General features: G+C 34.5%; 17 protein-coding genes. 12 read left to right on the forward strand and 5 right to left on the reverse strand.

Going from position 1 to position 19638, the window contains the following annotated elements; translation table 11 throughout:
• Positions 1-108: 108 nt before the first annotated feature.
• From mnmG to rpmH, 5 genes are all read right to left on the reverse strand, one after another.
• Entirely contained in the window at positions 109-2010 is a 1902-nt protein-coding gene (mnmG, locus tag FC72_RS07645) for a tRNA uridine-5-carboxymethylaminomethyl(34) synthesis enzyme MnmG (protein ID WP_057766429.1), read from the reverse strand.
• 8 nt (positions 2011-2018) lie between these two features.
• Positions 2019-3407, reverse strand: a complete 1389-nt coding sequence (gene mnmE, locus FC72_RS07650; RefSeq protein ID WP_057766431.1) for a tRNA uridine-5-carboxymethylaminomethyl(34) synthesis GTPase MnmE — start codon at positions 3405-3407, stop codon at positions 2019-2021.
• Positions 3408-3542: 135 nt separating this feature from the next.
• Positions 3543-4382: a membrane protein insertase YidC gene (gene yidC / locus FC72_RS07655; RefSeq protein WP_057766433.1), complete on the reverse strand. Its 840-nt coding sequence runs from the start codon at positions 4380-4382 to the stop codon at positions 3543-3545.
• Positions 4383-4412: 30 nt separating this feature from the next.
• On the reverse strand, positions 4413-4754 hold the full coding sequence (rnpA, locus tag FC72_RS07660; protein WP_057766435.1) for a ribonuclease P protein component: 342 nt from the start codon (positions 4752-4754) through the stop codon (positions 4413-4415).
• A gap of 66 nt (positions 4755-4820) precedes the next feature.
• A complete protein-coding gene (rpmH, locus tag FC72_RS07665; protein WP_010625561.1) occupies positions 4821-4961 on the reverse strand; it encodes a 50S ribosomal protein L34 in 141 nt (46 codons plus the stop codon).
• A 512-nt stretch (positions 4962-5473) separates the two neighbouring features.
• On the opposite strand from rpmH, the gene dnaA reads away from it, so the two are divergent.
• The 12 genes from dnaA (at position 5474) to dnaB (ending at position 19591) form a co-directional block, all read left to right on the forward strand.
• Positions 5474-6847, forward strand: a complete 1374-nt coding sequence (dnaA, locus tag FC72_RS07675) for a chromosomal replication initiator protein DnaA (RefSeq protein WP_083480786.1) — start codon at positions 5474-5476, stop codon at positions 6845-6847.
• Between the two features lie 160 nt (positions 6848-7007).
• The gene (gene dnaN / locus FC72_RS07680; protein WP_057766439.1) at positions 7008-8144 is read left to right on the forward strand and encodes a DNA polymerase III subunit beta; all 1137 of its coding nucleotides are present in this window, start codon (positions 7008-7010) and stop codon (positions 8142-8144) included.
• A 227-nt stretch (positions 8145-8371) separates the two neighbouring features.
• Complete coding sequence (gene yaaA, locus FC72_RS07685) at positions 8372-8581, forward strand: S4 domain-containing protein YaaA (protein WP_057766441.1); 210 nt, start codon at positions 8372-8374, stop codon at positions 8579-8581.
• Between the two features lie 6 nt (positions 8582-8587).
• Positions 8588-9709 carry a DNA replication/repair protein RecF gene (gene recF / locus FC72_RS07690; RefSeq protein ID WP_057766443.1) on the forward strand — a complete coding sequence of 374 codons (1122 nt, stop codon included), beginning with the start codon at positions 8588-8590 and terminating at the stop codon, positions 9707-9709.
• Positions 9709-11661: a DNA topoisomerase (ATP-hydrolyzing) subunit B gene (gene gyrB / locus FC72_RS07695; RefSeq protein ID WP_057766445.1), complete on the forward strand. Its 1953-nt coding sequence runs from the start codon at positions 9709-9711 to the stop codon at positions 11659-11661. Before recF ends, gyrB begins: the two co-directional genes overlap by 1 nt.
• A gap of 18 nt (positions 11662-11679) precedes the next feature.
• A complete protein-coding gene (gyrA, locus tag FC72_RS07700) occupies positions 11680-14244 on the forward strand; it encodes a DNA gyrase subunit A (protein WP_057766447.1) in 2565 nt (854 codons plus the stop codon).
• 197 nt (positions 14245-14441) lie between these two features.
• Positions 14442-14738 carry a 30S ribosomal protein S6 gene (rpsF, locus tag FC72_RS07705; protein ID WP_057766449.1) on the forward strand — a complete coding sequence of 99 codons (297 nt, stop codon included), beginning with the start codon at positions 14442-14444 and terminating at the stop codon, positions 14736-14738.
• 37 nt (positions 14739-14775) lie between these two features.
• Entirely contained in the window at positions 14776-15324 is a 549-nt protein-coding gene (gene ssb, locus FC72_RS07710) for a single-stranded DNA-binding protein (protein WP_057766451.1), read from the forward strand.
• Between the two features lie 19 nt (positions 15325-15343).
• Positions 15344-15580 (forward strand): 30S ribosomal protein S18, encoded by a 237-nt coding sequence (gene rpsR, locus FC72_RS07715; protein ID WP_057766455.1) that lies wholly within the window; start codon positions 15344-15346, stop codon positions 15578-15580.
• Positions 15581-15734: 154 nt separating this feature from the next.
• Entirely contained in the window at positions 15735-17741 is a 2007-nt protein-coding gene (locus FC72_RS07720) for a DHH family phosphoesterase (protein ID WP_057766457.1), read from the forward strand.
• Between the two features lie 12 nt (positions 17742-17753).
• Positions 17754-18209: a 50S ribosomal protein L9 gene (rplI, locus tag FC72_RS07725; RefSeq protein WP_057766459.1), complete on the forward strand. Its 456-nt coding sequence runs from the start codon at positions 17754-17756 to the stop codon at positions 18207-18209.
• Between the two features lie 5 nt (positions 18210-18214).
• A complete protein-coding gene (gene dnaB / locus FC72_RS07730) occupies positions 18215-19591 on the forward strand; it encodes a replicative DNA helicase (RefSeq protein WP_057766461.1) in 1377 nt (458 codons plus the stop codon).
• The last annotated feature ends 47 nt before the right edge of the window (positions 19592-19638 follow it).

A 19638-nucleotide genomic window follows, 5' to 3' on the forward strand; every position in this document is an offset into this window, starting at 1 on the left:
CAGAAATCAACTTTCATATAGAAGATTTGAATAAAAAAATACGAGCAGTGATCCTATATTGGATCACTACTCGTATTTAACTTAACTACTAACTTGAGTAGTTTTTACTTACGAAATTTTAGCTATTCTACCTTGTTCAATATAAACACTCAAAATTCCAATATCAGCTGGATTAACGCCACTAATACGACTTGCTTGAGCAATTGTTTCTGGATTGATCTTAGATAACTTCTGAACAGCCTCAGTTGCTAGACTAGGAACCTTTGTATAATCAATACGATCTGGAATTTTTTTAGATTCCATCTTCTTTAATCGTTCGATTTTCATTTGTTCTTTCTTGATATAGCCAGCGTATTTTATTCCAATTTCAACTTGCTCTTTAACACGACGATCTACAGGACCCTCTTCAGGATCACCGATCATACTAATAATATCTTCATAGTGAACTTCAGGACGTCTTAACAAATGATCTGCTAAAATACCATCTTTTAGACTCTTCAAGTTATGACTTTGCATAAATGGTTCTGCCATTTTTGGTGTGATCATTTTACGATTCAAACGTTGTAGTTCTTTCTTGATTGCTTCACGTTTTTTATTAAATTTATCATATCTTTCATCACTAATAAGTCCCAAATCATGACCCTTATCTGTTAAACGCAAATCTGCATTATCATGGCGTAAAATCAAACGATACTCTGCACGACTTGTTAATAAACGATATGGTTCATTAGTACCCTTAGTTACTAAATCATCGATCATAACGCCGATATAAGCTTCATCTCTATGTAAAATAAATGGCTCTTTACCCTCAGCACGCAAAGCTGCATTAATCCCCGCCATTATTCCTTGACCAGCGGCCTCTTCATATCCTGAAGTTCCATTCATTTGTCCAGCAGTAAATAAATTCTTTACTACTTTTGTTTCCATGTTCAACTTAAGTTGCCATGGTTCAATAACATCATATTCAATTGCATATCCTGGTCTCATCAGTTTGGCATTTTCTAATCCAGCAACTGAATGAACCATCTTTAATTGAACTTCTTCTGGCATAGATGTTGAAAAATCACCTACGTAATATTCTTCTGTATCCTTACCTTCTGGTTCCAAGAAGATTTGGTGACGAGGTTTGTCTGCAAAACGAACGATCTTATCCTCAATTGAAGGACAATATCTAGGACCAACACCCTTGATAACCCCTGAAAACATTGGTGCTCGATCAAGATTTTCACGGATTATTTGGTGTGTAGTGGAATTTGTATATGTCATCCAACATGATAATTGGTCTTTTAAATATTGTGAATCTGGTGTATCAAATGAAAAATGATTTGGTTCTTTGTCACCTGGTTGTTCTTCTGTTTTAGAAAAATCAATTGTATCTCTATTTACACGTGGTGGTGTTCCTGTTTTAAAACGAGTCAGCTTAAAGCCATTCTCTTCAAGATTTTCAGACAACTTGATTGAAGGAATACTATTGTTTGGACCTGAAGAATAAGTAAGTTCACCAATAATAATTTTACCTCTTGATGAAGTACCAGCAGTTAAAACAACAGCTTTAGCATGATATCTAGCTCCAGTGGCCGTTACAACGCCTTTACATACACCATCTTCAACTATTAATTTATCAACTATACCTTGTCTTAATGTCAAATTAGGTTCTTCTTCAAGAACTTCCTTCATCATTCGATGATACATATTCTTATCAGCTTGAGCACGTAACGCTCTAACAGCTGGACCTTTACCAGTATTCAACATACGCATTTGAATATACGTTTTATCAATATTATGGCCCATTTCACCACCAAGAGCATCGATTTCACGCACAACGATTCCCTTTGCTGGACCACCTAAAGAAGGATTACATGGCATAAATGCAACCATATCCAAATTTATTGTTACTAGAAGAGTCTTTTGACCCATTCTTGCAGCTGACAGCGCAGCTTCAGAACCAGCATGTCCCGCTCCTACGACAATTACATCATAATTCTCTGAATCAAATTCTTTAACTTGCATAAATCCACCTATTTTCCTAAACAGAATTGTGAGAATAGTTGTGTTATCAATTCATCTGGGTAACTTTCACCAGTGATCTCACCTAACGTATCCCAACAAGATGTCATATCGATCTGGACCAAATCAATTGGCATCCCTGCCTCAATCCCTGAAATAACATCGTTCAAATTTTCTTTTGCTTGTCTTAATAAACCAGCCTGTCTTGCACTGGTAATGATCACATTATTACTACTATCCTCAATTCCAGAATTAAAAATATGACCAATAGTTTGTTTAATTTTTTCAATTCCTTCATTCGTTATAGCGGATGTTTGTAGTATAGTATCGTCTTTATTTATTTGTTTTACCGTTTCAGGCGTTATAACGGGTACTAAGTCATTTTTATTAAAAATGATGATTCTATGTTTACCACTGGTTGCTTCAAGTAATTGAATGTCATCACTTTCTAGTTCTCTACTAGAATCAAGAACAACAATAACTAAATCAGCATCTTTTAAAGCCTTTTTAGATCTTTCAACACCAATTTTCTCTACTTTATCATTGGTATCACGCACACCGGCAGTATCGATCAGCTTTAGCGGAACGCCGTCAATATTGACATATTGCTCAACGATATCTCTAGTAGTTCCAGCAACGTCCGTTACAATAGCCTTATCCTCGTCCAATAGACGGTTTAAAAGACTAGATTTTCCAACATTTGGTTTTCCAACAATTGCAGTTGCTAAACCATGTTGCAATATTTCACCACTATCAGCTGTTTTTAATAAGCTATCGATATTTTTGCTAACTAATTTGGCTTTTTCCAACAACATTTTGGTTGTTAGTTGCTCAGTATCATACTCAGGATAGTCAATATTGACCTCTACTTGAGCTAATGAATCTAATATTTCCTGACGCAAGTTAGTAATTAAATGATTTAAATTACCATCTAATTGGTTAACGGCAACTTGCATAGCTTTATCTGTCTTAGCCCGAATCAAATCCATAACGGACTCAGCTTGAGTTAAATCGATCCGGCCATTTAAAAATGCTCGCTTAGTAAATTCACCTGGTTCGGCCATACGAGCACCAGATCCAATTAACAATTGCAAAACTTTATTAGTAGCAACGATCCCACCATGAGTATTAATTTCAACTACATCTTCTCTAGTAAAAGTCTTAGGAGCTAACATAACTGAAACCATAACCTCATCAACTAAAGATCCATCGACGGGATCAACGATATGCCCATAATTAATCGTGTGACTCTCAACTTTAGTAAGATCCTTACCTTTAAATACTTTTTGGGCAATTTCTACCGCCTGATCACCTGAAAGACGAACAATTGAAATTGCGCCCTCCCCAGGTGGGGTCGAAATAGCAGCAATAGTATCATATTCAGTAACTGCACTTGCCATAATAGTCCTCTTTTCCCATTTTTAAGCACAAAAAAAGTGCATAATCCACCAATTTTGGCGGAAAAGCACTTTGACTACTTTTCTATATATGTTCAATTTCTAAAACATCTTAACTAGTTTTAGAATAATTGTCAATTATCTACGTTTGTAAGCACGTTTCTTAGCTTTTCTAATCTTACGTTGCTTCTCACGTTCTGCTTCTTCCTTTTCCTTTTGAATACGACGATATTTGAAAGGATTTTGGAAAACCAATGTCTGAATAACTTGGAAAGCATTTGTTACAACCCAATATAATGTAATAGCTGATGGGAATGTCAAAGCTGGTACGAAAATAAAGATTGGCATGACATAAGTCATCAATTTAGTAGTTGTATTTTGATTAGGTTGTGAAAAACTTGCGATGTATGTACTTAAGAAAGTAAATACAGCGGACAAAATTGCCATAATGTAGTATGGATCTGCCTTACTTAACTGCATCCATAGGAAAGTTCCATAGCGAAGTTGTTCAGTCTTGTAAATAGCTTGATACAAGGCAAACATAACTGGCATTTGAACTAATAATGGCAAACAGCCTGCCACCGGATTAACTCCAGCCTCACTATAAAGTTTTTGAGTTTCTTCTCTTAATTTTTGTTGTGTGTCGGTATCCTTAGCAGAATATTTCTTTTGAAGTGCTTGTAATTGTGGTTGAACTGTCATCTGCTTGTTCATACTTCTGATTTGGTACCAGTTTAGAGGTAACAAAACAACTCTAACAATTAAAGTAAACAGAACAATAGCCCATCCGGAACTATTTCCAACTAATGAAGCCAACCAAAGGATAAATTGAGAAAAACTATATAGAACATAGTGGTCCCAAATTCCTGTACTGTGACTAGTGATGGGTTCATTAAGATTAGAACAACCTGATAAAACTAAAACAACACCAAGTAATAAAGCCACACCTAAGTATTTTTTTAAGCTTTTTTTATTCACTTTTACACCTATATATTATTATTTTTTATCTTACCCTAGTATTTTACCTAATTTTAGCAAATGTACGATATTTTTTTTCGTCTCGAACATATCTAAATCAACGGCTGGTTTTCGAGCAATAATCAAAAAGTCCAGTTCAGCTGGTATTTCCGGTTTCAATTCCAATAGAGATTGTCTAACGTAGCGTTTTACACGATTACGTCCAACCGCTGTATGTGAAACTTTTTTACCAACTGATAATCCTACGCGAAAATGCTTTTGATCTTTTTTATCAATTTGATAAAGAACAAAATTACGATTTGCGACTGATTGTCCGTTTGAATAAACATATTGAAACTCATTTTCTTTTTTAATTCGATAGCTCTTTCTCATATGTCACCAGACGTTTCCTTGTTTGTAATAAAAAAGGACCACTAAAAAATCAGTGATCCTTCAAAACTAAGCTGATAATACTTTTCTACCTTTTTTGCGGCGTCTTGCAAGAACCTTGCGACCATTACTTGTACTCATTCTCTTCATGAAACCATGGACGCGTTCACGATGACGCTTCTTAGGTTGAAATGTTCTCTTTGTAGTCATCAATAAACCTCCTGAATCTTATTTAACAAATTTTTTTCACTTCTTCAGACAATTGCTTAACTATAATACCATGCAATGCAACGAATTTAAACAATAAATTTCTAATTACTTCTATAGAGTTCTCAAAATCAATCTTATTTTTTTTGAACAAATTTCCTGTGGATAATGTGTGGATGAAATTAACACCTTCTTTTGTCCACAGAACTTTCGACAAAGTTATCACCGTTATTTTTTTGCTGTGTTTTAGTTTTCCACAGGATGGTTATTAAAAAAATAGTTCGTCCATTTCGCCTATATAAAGGCATTCTGACCCAATACTGTTTGTGGATAACTATGTTAACAACTATATTTTTCCTACTTTTCAACAAGCAGGTATTTTTAGTAAATCCACCTTGTTATTTTTTTATAATTTAAACATTTGTTCTGTGGAAAACTATTTTATACAATGATAAACTATACAATGTCATTTTTCTGGAAAAAATTATCCACACTAAAAGATTGGGGGGAAATCTTTGCAAAATATAAATAACGACTCAAATAATCAACTTAAAGAATTTTGGGATTACCTAACCAGCAAATTAAAATCGAATTTAACCCCCGTAAGTTACACGACTTGGGTAGAAAGTGCGAATCCTTTATATATATCAGGAAACGATTTACATATTTCTGTTCCTAGTAATCTTCACAAAGAATACTGGGAGCGTCATTACGCTGAAGATATTGCTATCTATTCTTTTGAATTTAACGGTATTGAATTAAATCCTATTATTGAAACTGCAGACGATGATACAAAAAAAGAGGAACCTGAAAGAGTTCCTCAAAATAACACTGAAATACAAAATACCACTGGACATGTATTTCATAACTCACATTTAAATCCTAAATATACTTTTGATTCCTTTATTACAGGAAGTGGAAACCAAATGGCACATGCCGCAGCTCTTGCTGTTGCCGAAGAGCCTGGTGTCATTTACAATCCATTGTTTATTTATGGTGGTGTTGGTTTAGGTAAAACTCACTTGATGCAGGCCATTGGACATCAGATGATCAAACTGGAACCCGCAGCTAAAGTTAAATATATTACCAGTGAAACTTTCACAAATGACTTCATAAATTCTATTCAAACAAGAACTCAGGATGAATTTAGACAAGAATATCGTAATGTAGATTTATTACTAATAGATGATATTCAGTTCTTTGCGGAAAAAGAAGGTACACAAGAAGAATTTTTCCATACCTTCAATGAACTATATGCTAATAGTAAACAAATCGTTATGACTTCTGATCGTCTTCCAAATGAAATACCAAAACTTCAAGAAAGATTGGTTTCACGTTTTAGATGGGGACTTCCAGTTGACATAACTGCTCCAGACTTAGAAACAAGAATTGCTATTTTAAGAAATAAGGCGAAAGCTGAAAATCTAGAAATACCTGACGACACACTTTCTTATATTGCCGAACAAGTTGATACTAATGTCCGTGAACTTGAGGGAGCACTTTTAAGAGTTCAAGCTTACTCAACTATGAATAAAGAAGACATCACAAAATCAATCGCAGCTGATGCCCTAAAATCATTGAAACTAAACAATGAACAAAATGGATTAACTATTAATAAGATCCAAAGTAGGGTAGCAAAATATTATCGTGTATCTGTTAACGACTTAAAAGGAAAAAAACGAGTCAAAACAATTGTTGTTCCCAGACAAATTGCTATGTACCTTGCTAGAGAATTGACTGATAAGTCCTTGCCACAAATCGGAATGGAATTTGGTGGTAAAGATCATACGACAGTCATGCACTCATGTGATAAAATATCCGAGTTAGTCGCAAAAGATGACGAAATAAAACGAGCTGTTAATGAATTAAAAGATGAACTCAGAAATTAACATGTTGAAAAGTTTTAATCTTGTATAGAGTTATCCACACCTGTTAATAACAGGCAAAAGTCAAGAGTATGTTACGTTTAAAAAAGTTTTCCACAGAATAAACAGCACCTACTCTTACTTCTATTTATATTTATTAATTAATTAAAAGAGGGAGTCACCTATGAAATTTTCAATTGATCGTTCTAAATTCGTGAATCAAACAAATAATGTTCAACGAGCCATTTCAACAAAAACAACAATTCCTATACTTACAGGAATGAAACTAGACTTATCAGAAAATGGATTAACAATAACAGGTAGTAATTCAGACATTTCAATTACTTCTTTTATCTCAAAAGATGACACAGACAACGACTTAAGAATTGAAAGCACTGGATCTATTGTTTTACCAGCTAGATTTTTCAATGAGATCATTAAAAAACTTCCTGGGGATAACTTTGATTTAGAAGTTTTAAACAATAATCAAACTTTAATCTCATCTGGAGTATCTGAATTTACTATTAATGGATTAGATGCAAGTAATTATCCACATCTACCAGAAGTAGAAACATCAAATCAATTAGTTTTCCCCACAGATTTATTTAAAGAGGTCGTAAATCAAACAGTTATTGCTGTTTCAAATCAAGAAAGCAGACCTGTTTTAACTGGTGTAAATTTCTTGATCAGTAATGAAGGCCTTACTTCTGTTGCAACCGATAGCCATCGTCTTGCTCAAAGAAGAATCGATATAACTAGTGACGAAGATTACAATTTAATAATTCCTGGAAAGAGTTTGACTGAATTAGTTAGAACAATTAGTGATTCTGTTAAAGAAATTTCTATGTCGATCTCTGAAAACCAAGTTTTATTCAGTTTTGACAATGTAATGTTCTACTCACGCTTGTTAGACGGAAGATATCCTGAAACTGATCGCCTAATTCCAGCAGATTCAAATACAAGAATAACTTTTGATTCAACGAAACTTTTAGGTTCAGTAGAAAGAGCTTCACTTCTTTCACATGAAAGTAGAAATAATGTCATTAAATTAGAAATAAAGACAGCGGAAAAGAAAGCAACACTTTATGGAAATTCTCCAGAAGTTGGTACTGTTGAAGAAGTATTAGACTTTGAATCACTTGAAGGTGATGATTTGGAGATTTCATTTAATCCCGATTATCTAAAAGATGCGTTAAGATCATTCGGTGGAAATACCAACATAGAAATGAGTTTTACTTCACCATTGCATCCATTTACTTTAAGACCAATTGAGAATAAAGATAACTTTGTTCAATTGATTACACCTGTAAGAACATTCTAGATTTGTCAAAAAAGGATCCGAACATTTCGTTCGGACCCTTTTTTTTATCTAATTTGGAAATATACCAATATTTCGTGCTGTCTGTGATTTTTTTATCTTTTTTAGTGGGGAACTACTAAACAGGCTTAAAATTGCTCTAAACGCTTGATAAGTTGTTTTTCGAGTGAAAAACCTCTATAATTATTGTATGTCAATAAATATGTAAATCTAATAAATAGGGTGTTAATATGTCGCAAAAAATAAAGATTGAAACAGAATTTATAACGTTAGGACAGCTTTTGAAAGACGTTGGAATTATTTCAACCGGTGGTCAAGCAAAGTGGTTTTTGCAAGATAATGCCGTACAACTTAACGGTGAATTGGAGAATCGTCGAGGTAAAAAGTTACGTAAGGGCGATGTTTTGGTTATTCAAGATGAATCTTATGAAATTGAATAGCCACATTTGTATATAAAGGAACTACGGCTCCACAATTATCGCAATTACGAGTCTTTAAAAATTGATTTTTCTCCGAATATTAATATCTTTTTGGGAAGAAACGCCCAAGGTAAAACTAATTTATTAGAATCGATGTATTTTTTAGCTTTGACGAGAAGCCATCGAACATCTAGCGACAGAGATTTGATTATGTGGGGTAGTGATTTTGCCAGGATATCTGGAACCGTCATTAAAGATAATTCAAGTAATCTTCAAATGGATCTGGTGATCAGTAAGTCTGGTAAAAAAGCTCGTTTAAATAATTTAGAACAACGCAAGTTATCAAGTTACATTGGTAATTTGAATGTTGTTTTGTTTTCTCCGGAGGATCTATCGATCGTAAAAGGTAATCCAGGTATTCGCAGAAAGTTTATTGATATGGAGTTTGGTCAAATTTCAGCACAATATTTGAAAACTGTTAGTCAATTTAGACGTGTCTTAAAACAAAGAAATGTTTATTTGAAAAAATTGCAACATCAGAAAAATCCAGATTTAGTTTATTTAGATGTTTTGTCAGATCAATTATCTGGATATTGTGCTGAGGTAGTGAAAATGCGCTTAGATTTCTTATCACGTTTACAAGTTTTCATGAGTAAAATTCATGCAGATATTACTGATAATCAAGAAGAACTTGAACTCAGTTATAGTAGTGCAATTGATGTAAATGAAAAAAGTATTGAAAACATTTATAATAATTACAAAGATGTTTTCAAAGAAAACGTAAAAAAGGAAATTCAACGTGGCGTTACATTATACGGACCACACCGTGATGACATTAAATTTATGATCAACGGTAAGGATGCTCAAGATTTTGGATCACAGGGGCAACAGCGTTCTGTAGCTTTAAGTTTGAAACTATCAGAAGTTGAGTTGATAAAAGAAGAGGTTGGAGATTATCCAATTTTATTATTGGATGATGTTTTATCTGAATTGGATCGAAAGAGACAGACTCATCTTTTAACTTCGATAAGCAATCGTATTCAAACTTTTATTACTACAACTTCATTAGAAGATGTCGATCAAACTTTAGTTAGAGATCCAAATATTTTGAATATTAGTAACGGAGTAGTTCAACAGGAGGAAATTTAATGGCTGAAAACAATAGAGAAGCTGAACTAGAGAAAAAAGAAGAATTGGCCGAAGAATATGATGCCAGCCAAATTCAAGTTCTCGAGGGACTTGAAGCTGTTCGTAAAAGACCAGGTATGTATATTGGTTCAACTAGTAAGCAAGGTTTACACCATCTTGTATGGGAAATCATTGATAACGGTATTGATGAAGCCTTAGCAGGTTTTGCAACTAAAATCGACGTTACTGTTGAATCAGATAATTCAATTACTGTTTTTGATGATGGTCGTGGTATTCCAATCGATATTCAAAAGAAAACAGGTAAGCCAGCTCTAGAGACTGTTTATACGATCTTGCATGCTGGTGGTAAATTCGGCGGTGGCGGATACAAGGTTTCGGGTGGACTACACGGTGTTGGTGCCTCAGTTGTTAATGCCTTGAGTAGTGAACTTGATGTTGTTGTTACCCGTGCTGGTAAAAAATACGGCATAGATTTTGCTAAGGGTAAAGTTGTACATCCAATGCACGTCCTTGGTGATGCTCCAGAGTTTGAACATGGAACTAAGGTTCACTTTGTTCCAGATCCTGATATTTTTACTGAAACAACAGTTTATGATGATAAAGTTTTAACGACTAGAATTCGTGAATTGGCTTTCTTAAATAAGGGATTGAAACTTACCTTTACAGATAAAAGAGCTGATACTGCTGAAAAATTGGTTTTCCATTATGAAGGCGGTATTAAAAGTTACGTTGAATTTATGGATAAGGAAAAAGAGGTTCTATTTGATGAACCTATTTACCTTGAAGGTGTTCAAGATGGCATAACTGTTGAAGTTGCTCTTCAATATACAGATGAATATCATACTAATTTGATGACTTTTGCTAATAATATTCATACTTATGAAGGTGGTACTCATGAGGTTGGATTTAAGACAGCTTTAACACGTGTTATCAATGATTATGCGCACAAGAATAAGTTGTTAAAAGATAGTGAAAAGCTTTCCGGGGAAGACGTTCGTGAAGGTATGACTGCTGTTGTCAGTGTTAAGCATCCGGATCCTCAATTTGAAGGTCAGACTAAGACAAAATTAGGTAATAGTGATGCCCGTACGATCACTGATCGTTTATTCAGTGAGCATTTCATGAAATTCCTGATGGAAAATCCAAGTGTTGCTAAGAAAATCGTTGAAAAGGGTAGTTTAGCTACTAAAGCCAGAATGGCTGCTAAACGTGCTCGTGAGGTTACTAGAAAACAAAATGGATTGGAAATCAGTAATTTACCTGGTAAATTAGCAGATAATTCAAGTAAAGATCCAGAAATATCAGAATTATTCATTGTCGAGGGTGATTCAGCCGGTGGTTCTGCAAAGACTGGACGCTCACGTCTTACACAAGCTATTTTGCCTATTAGAGGTAAAATTTTAAATGTTGAAAAAGCAACAATGGATAAAATTTTGGCTAATGAAGAAATTAGAACTTTATTTACAGCTATGGGTACAGGTTTTGGGGATGATTTTGATATTTCCAAAGCTCGTTATCATAAAGTTATTATCATGACCGATGCCGATGTTGATGGTGCTCATATTCGAACACTATTATTAACATTGCTCTATCGTTATATGCGTCCGGTTGTTGATGCAGGCTATGTTTATATCGCTAAACCACCTTTGTATCAAGTTCGTCAAGGTAAGATGATGAAGTACTTTGATACTGATAAAGAAAAAGATGATTTTGTAGCACAACTTTCACCAAAACCAGAACCAAAGATCCAACGTTACAAGGGTCTTGGTGAAATGGATGCTGATCAATTATGGGAAACAACTATGGATCCTGACAAGAGAAGATTAGATCGAGTTAATCTCGATGATGCTATAGAAGCTAATAAGATCTTCTCAATGTTAATGGGCGATAAAGTTGAACCAAGAAGAGAATTTATTGAAGACAATGCACGTTATGCCGAAGTAGATTATTAGGGGAGGTAAAGCAAGTTAATGGACGATCGAAGAATATCCAATGTTAATCTAACGGAAGTTATGAAAAAATCTTTCGTGGATTATGCCGCTAGTGTTATCGTTTCAAGAGCACTTCCAGATGTACGTGACGGTTTAAAACCAGTTCATCGTCGTATTCTTTACGGAATGAATGAACTTGGTGTTACACCAGATAAGCCATATAAAAAGAGTGCTCGTTTTGTCGGTGACATTATGGGTAAATATCATCCTCATGGGGATTCTGCCATTTATGAATCAATGGTTAGAATGGCTCAAGACTTTAGTTATCGTTATCCATTAGTTGATGGACACGGAAACTTTGGTTCTATTGATGGTGATCCGCCCGCTGCCATGCGTTATACAGAAGCTCGTATGAGCAAAATGGCAGTTGAAATGTTGCGTGATATTAATAAAGATACCGTTGATTTAGTGCCTAACTATGACGGTGAAGAAAAAGAACCAATGGTACTTCCTGCACGTTTCCCTAATTTATTAGTTAATGGTGCTACAGGAATTGCTGTTGGTATGACAACTAATATCCCTTCACATAACTTAAAAGAAGTTATTGATGCTTTACACATCTTAATGAGAAATAAAGATGCAACGATTGCTGATTTGATGAAGGTTCTTCCTGGTCCTGATTTTCCTACTGGTGGAATTATCATGGGACGCTCAGGAATCAGAAAAGCTTATGAGAATGGTAAAGGTACTATAATCTTACGAGCTAAAGTTGACGTTGTTACTAAAAAGAGTGGACAGGAACAAATTATTGTTACTGAGTTACCATACATGGTCAATAAAGCTAACTTGGTTGAGCGTATTGCTGAATTAGCTCGTGATAAAAAGCTTGATGGTATTACTGATCTTAACGATGAATCTGACCGTGAAGGTATGAGAATTGTTATCGATGTTCGTCGTGATATGAGTGCCTCAGTTGTTTTAAATAATCTATATAAATTAACTCAATTACAAATTTCTTATGGTATCAACATGGTTGCTATCGTTGATAAGACACCACGTGTCTTGTCACTAAAAGAAGTATTAGTTTATTATTTGAAACATCAAGAAGTAGTTATTAGAAGAAGAACTCAATATGAATTAAATCGTGCCCAAGCACGTGCTCATATTCTTGAAGGTTTGAGAATTGCTCTTGATCATATTGATGAAATTATCAGTATTATCAGAGGTTCACAAACTTCAAGTGTGGCTAAACAAACTTTGATGGATCGTTTTAAATTATCAGATAAACAATCGCAAGCTATTCTTGATATGCGTTTGGTTCGTTTGACTGGTTTGGAACGTGAAAAAGTTGAAGCAGAGTATCAAGATCTTTTAGTTAAAATTGCTGATTACAAAGATATTTTAAATACACCAGAACGTGTAGATAAAATTATTTATGATGAATTGCTTGAAATTCAAGAAAAATTCGGTGATGAGAGAAGAACTGAAATTCGCGCTAGTGAAGTGGCCAATATTGAAGACGAAGATTTGATCGAAGAAGAAAATATTCTAATCGTCTTGACTCACAATGGCTATATTAAGCGTTTATCTGCTGATGAATTTAGAGTTCAAAATCGTGGTGGTCGTGGAATCCAAGGTATGGGTATTCATGACGATGACTTTATTGAGCATATGATTTATGCATCAACTCATGATAGAATGCTTTTCTTTACTAATACGGGTAAGGTTTATCGAACAAAGGGTTATGAAGTTCCTGAGTACGGTCGTACTGCTAAAGGTATCCCCGTGATCAATTTATTGAATATCGAGAAGGGTGAAAAGATTCAAACTGTTATTAATGTTGGTCGAGACATTGATAAAGAAAATTCATTCCTGTTCTTTGTCACTAAATACGGAACTGTAAAGAGAACACCTGTAACTGATTTTGCTAATATTAGACATTCTGGACTTCGTTCTATTACGTTAAAAGATGGCGATGAATTAACTAATGTCTTTCTAACAAACGGCGATAAGGTTATCTTTATCGGTACACACAAGGGTTATGCTGTAACCTTTAGAGAAAGCGATGTTCGTCCAATGGGAAGAACTGCTGCTGGTGTACGTGGTATTAAATTGCGTGAAGAAGATTACGTTGTTGGTTCTTCGATCGTTGAACCTGGACAAGAAGTTCTAACTATCTCAGAAAAAGGTTATGGTAAGCGTACTAAGGTTGAAGAGTATCCAATCAAAGGACGTGGTGGTAAGGGTATAAAGACCGCTAATGTAACTGAAAAGAACGGACCTATTGCTGGTGTAACTTCTGTTAATGGCGATGAGGATATCATGCTTATTACTGATAAGGGAGTTATGATACGTTTTGATGTTGAAAGTGTATCGCAAACAGGACGTGCTACTTTGGGAGTAAGATTGATCAAGGTGGATGATAATTCAATCGTTTCAACAATGGCTAAGATCGAACATGAGGATCCAGATGACGGGGATGAAAATACTTCTGATTCAAATCCTGATGATTCAAATAATTCAGATGATAATGTAAAAGATGACACTGACGAATCTAGTGCTTCAGCAGATTCCAGTGAAGACTTAAATAACACTGAAGAATAAAAAAATGTGTTTCTGCGTAATTTGATATGTATCAAGTTTTTGATACGTGTCAGGCAGAAACACTTTTTTATTGGAAAATTTATCTAGAAATTGTTTGGTAATTATGCTAAACTATAACATCGTGAGTATAAAATGTAGTTAATTTATGCTCCTTGTTCTTTAATTAGAACCATTAGACCATAAGGAGGTGTACAGTCATGGCTGAAACACATTACGAAATTACATACATCATCAAACCTGATGTTGAAGAAGACGCAAAGAAGGCTCTAATCGATCGTTTCGATAAGATTCTTACAGATAATGGCGCCAAAGTAATCGATTCCAAAGACTGGGAAAAGAAACGCTTAGCATATGAAATTGCTAACTATAAAGAAGGTGTCTACCATATTGTAAACGTAGACGCTGACAACGATGAAGCAATCAACGAATTCGATCGTCTATCAAAGATCGAAGATAACATTCTTCGTCACATGATCATCAAACGTGAAGACTAATTTTGTTTCACGTGAAACATTTTAAGGAGGCAGGTATATGATTAATCGAGTAGTTCTAGTGGGACGCCTGACACGTGATCCTGAACTTAGATATACTGCCAATGGTGCAGCAGTTGCCAGTTTTACAGTCGCTGTAAACAGACAATTTACTAATGCTCAAGGTGAGCGCGAAGCTGATTTTATTAATTGTGTTATTTGGAGAAAAGCCGCTGAGAATTTCTCTAACTTTACTAATAAAGGATCACTTGTTGGAATTGATGGACGTGTACAAACACGTAACTATGAGAACCAACAAGGTCAAAGAGTTTATGTAACTGAGGTAGTTGTAGAAAACTTCTCATTGCTTGAGTCTAGATCTGATAGTGAAAGAAGAGCTAATTCAAGTAATAACGGTAATTCTAATCCAAATCAAGCTCCTAATTACAACCAACAAAATCAATCATCAAATCAGTCTCCAGCAAATAACAACAATAATAACTTTAACAATCAATCTAACAATAACAGTAACAACTCAAATAATATGGGCGATCCATTTGCTGACAACAGTAAACCAATCGACATATCAGATGACGACTTACCATTCTAAAGTGAAGGGAATGACATAAATGGCTCAACAAAGAAGAGGCGGACGTAGAAGACGTAAAGTTGACTTCATCGCAGCTAACCATATCGAATATATCGATTATAAAGATACAGAATTACTTAAGAGATTTATCTCAGAACGTGGTAAGATTTTGCCAAGACGTGTAACTGGTACAAGTGCTAAGAATCAAAGAAAGCTTACAATTGCTATCAAACGTGCAAGAATCATGGCTCTATTACCATTCGTTGCAGAAGATTAATTGAAAATTAATTAAGACCACTGAAAAGTGGTCTTTTTTTATTCTCTTATTTATTAGAATACCTATCGAGTCATCACTAAAGTATTATATTTAGATATTAAAAGTGAATCTAGGCTGTGATAAAATTAGAGGGTACGTTTAAGAGGGGACTAATATGGAAAAAATAAAATCTAATCTGCGATTTTTCCTTTCTCGAGTAGATTATTCAACACAACTGACAGCGCTATCTTTAATCGTCATGTTAGTGTCAATTTTAATTGTTGGCCTAGTTCATGGTTCACTAAGTGGTTATATTCAAGCTGTGCTTGTAATTATCTCGTTGATACTTTTTGTATACCTCTTCTTGCTTTTAGGTGAAAAGGCCGGTAAGTATACGAATAATTTACAGTATCGTATTGATCGAGGAACGGACAATAGTTTTGTCGAGTATCCTTTGGGGATCCTACTTTACGATGATGATAATCAGGTTCAGTGGGTAAATCCTTATTTCGTTGAAAAGACTGGAATTGATTCGATCTTTAGTATGAGTTTATCTGATATTTCTAATGATTTAGTTTCATTAGTTAGTGATAATCAAAAAGATGAATCTCATAAAACTGTCAAAATAGGTGACAAATACTATTTAGTTCAGATTCAGCGTGAACTGCAAACAATGTACTTTATGGATATAACTCATTATTCTAAGATTGAACGTCGTTATGAAGATAATCGTTCTGTAATTGGACAGGTTTATTTAGATAATTATGCTGAAATTACTCAATCTATGAGTGATAGAGATGTTTCTAATTTGGATAATTACATTACAAATGAATTATCGAATTGGGCATCTAGTGAACAAATGTTCCTAAAGAGAATCGATGATGACCATTTCTTCATTGTTGCTTATTCAGGTAAGATTTTTAACATGGAGAAAAAAGGATTTAAAATTTTGGATGTTATTAGAGAATATACATCTCAACAAAATGTTCCATTAACTTTGAGTATGGGATTCTCATATGGTGTTGATGATCTGAATGTTTTGAATGATGAAGCTCAAAAAAATCTTAACTTGTCATTGGGACGAGGTGGAGATCAAGTAGTCGTTAAAGAAATTGGCCAAAAAGCTCGTTTTTATGGTGGTAACACTGATCCTATGGAAAAGAGAACACGCGTTCGTGCAAGGATGATCAGTGAAGCATTACAGGAATTACTAAAAGATAGTGATCAAGTTTTAGTAATGGGACATAATCATCCCGATATGGATGTTTTAGGGTCATGTCTTGGAATCAGAAGAATTGCTCAAATGAACAATACTACATGTAAAATCGTAATTGATACGAAGAATTTACATACGGATGTCAGTCGATTAGTTCAAATGATCGATGATGATCCTAATATTAAAGATGATATTATTTCTTCAGAAGAGTCAATGAATATAATCACATCAAATACTTTGATCGTTATGGTCGATCACTCTAAGCAAAGTATTTCAATTAATCCTGAATTGTTCAATAAAGCTAGTGAAAAGGTGGTTGTGATCGATCATCATCGTCGAGGTGAAGAGTTCCCAGAAAATCCAATGTTGATTTATATTGAACCTTACGCTTCATCTACTAGTGAATTGATAACAGAAATGCTTGAGTATCAACCTAAGAATAAAAAAGCAATTGAAAAGATTGAAGCAACATCATTGTTGGCAGGTATCACGGTCGATACTAAATCATTTTCACTTAGAACCGGTACTAGAACTTTTGATGCTGCTAGTTATTTACGTTCTGTTGGTGCCGATGAGACATTGATTCAAAATCTCTTAAAAGAGAATATTGATTCATTTATTCAAAGAAATCATTTGATTGAATCTATTACAATGGTTGGAAATCAAATGGCAGTTTGCTTTGGTGAAAACGATCGAGTGTATGATCCAGTTATTGTTGCCCAGGCGGCTGATACACTGTTATCATTAAACAATGTCGAAGCTTCATTTGTAATTAGTAAACGACCTGATGATAGAGTTGGAATATCTGCTCGTAGTTTAGGTAATATTAATGTTCAAGTTATTATGGAGAAATTGGGTGGTGGTGGTCACTTATCTGATGCTGCTACTCAAATATCCGATGTAACCGTCGGTGAAGCTAAAGATCAATTAGTACAGGTCTTGTCTGAAATTGAAAATAAAAACTAGGAGGAATCCATCGTGAAAGTAATTTTTACTGCTGATGTAAGAGGAAAAGGAAAAAAGGGTGAAGTAAAAAACGTTGCAGATGGTTATGCCCAAAATTTCTTAATTAAAAACAATAAAGCTATTGAAGCAACAAAACAAAATATGTCTAAATTAAAGGCCGAACAAAACAAAGAAGCTAAGGATTATAAAGAAGAATTAGCTAAGGCGAAAGAATTGAAGCAAGAAATTGAAGATGATAAAACAGTCGTTGAAATTTCTGCTAAATCTGGTGCTGATGGTCGTTTGTTTGGTTCCGTTACAAGTAAAAAGATTTCTGAAGAATTAGAAAAGCAATATGGAATCAAAGTTGATAAACACAAGATGGAATTAAACGAAGGTGTTAAATCATTGGGTTATATCAATGTCAAAAGTAAAATTTTTGAGGGTGTGGAAGCAACTATTAGAGTACATGTTGCTGAAAAGAAGTAATTTAAATGAATAATGAAATGACGACAAGAATACCTCCTAATGACAAGGATGCTGAACAAGCTGTTTTAGGTGCGGTATTTTTAAGCCAGGATGCACTAGTTGAATCAATGGAATATGTTGATGCAGAAGATTTCTATCAACATGCTAATCAATTAGTATTTCAGGCTATGGTTAATTTAAACGAGCAAGAATCACCAGTTGATGTAGTCACTGTCCAAAATGAATTGGATCGACTAAATCAAATTGAGGATATTGGTGGGGTCAGTTATTTAGCTGAATTGGCTAATGCTGTACCAACAGCTGCAAATATAAGTTATTATGCCCGTATCGTTAAAAATAAAGCGGTTTTGAGACGTTTGATCAATGCAGGTACAAATATTGTCTCTCGTAGTTTTGAAGAGTCAGAGGACCTAGATACGATTATTGATCAATCTGAAAAAGACATCATGGAAGTTTCTGAGAATCGTAGTCATCAAGGCTTTAGAAAAATTTCTGATGTTGTTAAATCGTCATTTAATGAAATTGATAAATTATATAGTGAAGATACTGATGTTACTGGTTTATCTACCGGTTATAAAGATCTAGATAACTTAACTACTGGTCTGCATAAAGATGAACTTATAATTTTAGCAGCACGTCCAGGTGTTGGTAAAACAGCGTTTGCTTTGAATTTGGCTCAAAACGCTGCAACTAAGGATCAAGCGACCGTTGCTATTTTCTCATTGGAAATGGGAGCTGAACAACTGGTTAATCGTATGATCTGTTCTGAAGGTAGCATTGATGCTAATTCACTTCGTACTGGTCAATTGGATGAAAATCAATGGAATAGTCTGGTTGTTGCCATGGGTAGTCTGTCTAGAACTAATGTTTATATCGACGATACTCCAGGTGTTAAAATGGCTGAAATCAGATCAAAATGTCGTCGACTTTTAAAAGAAAGCGGCAATTTGGATTTGATTATTATTGATTACTTACAGTTGATCGAAGGTACGGGACAAGAAAATAGACAACAAGAAGTTTCTGTTATTTCTCGTAATCTAAAAAAATTAGCAAAAGAATTACATGTACCAGTAATTGCGCTGTCACAGCTTTCTCGTGGAGTTGAACAAAGACAAGATAAAAGACCAATGTTGTCAGATATTCGTGAATCTGGTTCAATTGAACAGGATGCTGATATCGTAGCTTTCCTTTATCGTGATGATTATTATCGTGATGAAGATGGTGATGATAACAGTGAACCACAAGATCAAGAAGACCAAGATGTCGGTGAGGTAGAAGTAATTGTTAGTAAAAACCGTTCTGGTCCGCGTGGTACAGCCAAGTTATTGTTTGTAAAGTCCTATAATAAGTTTTCTTCGATAGCAAATATCCCTGAAAATTAAAAAGCTAAGAAGAGATAGTATGAGCATTAGATTAATAGAATGAACCA

Origin of the sequence: Companilactobacillus tucceti DSM 20183 (assembly GCF_001434665.1) — a bacterium.
GTDB classification, from domain to species: domain Bacteria; phylum Bacillota; class Bacilli; order Lactobacillales; family Lactobacillaceae; genus Companilactobacillus; species Companilactobacillus tucceti.

Excerpts from the sequence above, each read along its gene's own strand:
- FC72_RS07720 (WP_057766457.1), top strand. The coding sequence starts at position 15,735 with ATGGAAAAAATAAAATCTAATCTGCGATTTTTCCTTTCTCGAGTAGAT.
- gyrA (WP_057766447.1), top strand. The coding sequence starts at position 11,680 with ATGGACGATCGAAGAATATCCAATGTTAATCTAACGGAAGTTATGAAA.
- rnpA (WP_057766435.1), bottom strand. The coding sequence starts at position 4,754 with ATGAGAAAGAGCTATCGAATTAAAAAAGAAAATGAGTTTCAATATGTT.
- ssb (WP_057766451.1), top strand. The coding sequence starts at position 14,776 with ATGATTAATCGAGTAGTTCTAGTGGGACGCCTGACACGTGATCCTGAA.
- yaaA (WP_057766441.1), top strand. The coding sequence starts at position 8,372 with ATGTCGCAAAAAATAAAGATTGAAACAGAATTTATAACGTTAGGACAG.
- rpsF (WP_057766449.1), top strand. The coding sequence starts at position 14,442 with ATGGCTGAAACACATTACGAAATTACATACATCATCAAACCTGATGTT.
- dnaB (WP_057766461.1), top strand. The coding sequence starts at position 18,215 with ATGAATAATGAAATGACGACAAGAATACCTCCTAATGACAAGGATGCT.
- mnmE (WP_057766431.1), bottom strand. The coding sequence starts at position 3,407 with ATGGCAAGTGCAGTTACTGAATATGATACTATTGCTGCTATTTCGACC.
- rpsR (WP_057766455.1), top strand. The coding sequence starts at position 15,344 with ATGGCTCAACAAAGAAGAGGCGGACGTAGAAGACGTAAAGTTGACTTC.
- gyrB (WP_057766445.1), top strand. The coding sequence starts at position 9,709 with ATGGCTGAAAACAATAGAGAAGCTGAACTAGAGAAAAAAGAAGAATTG.
- rpmH (WP_010625561.1), bottom strand. The coding sequence starts at position 4,961 with ATGACTACAAAGAGAACATTTCAACCTAAGAAGCGTCATCGTGAACGC.
- mnmG (WP_057766429.1), bottom strand. The coding sequence starts at position 2,010 with ATGCAAGTTAAAGAATTTGATTCAGAGAATTATGATGTAATTGTCGTA.
- dnaN (WP_057766439.1), top strand. The coding sequence starts at position 7,008 with ATGAAATTTTCAATTGATCGTTCTAAATTCGTGAATCAAACAAATAAT.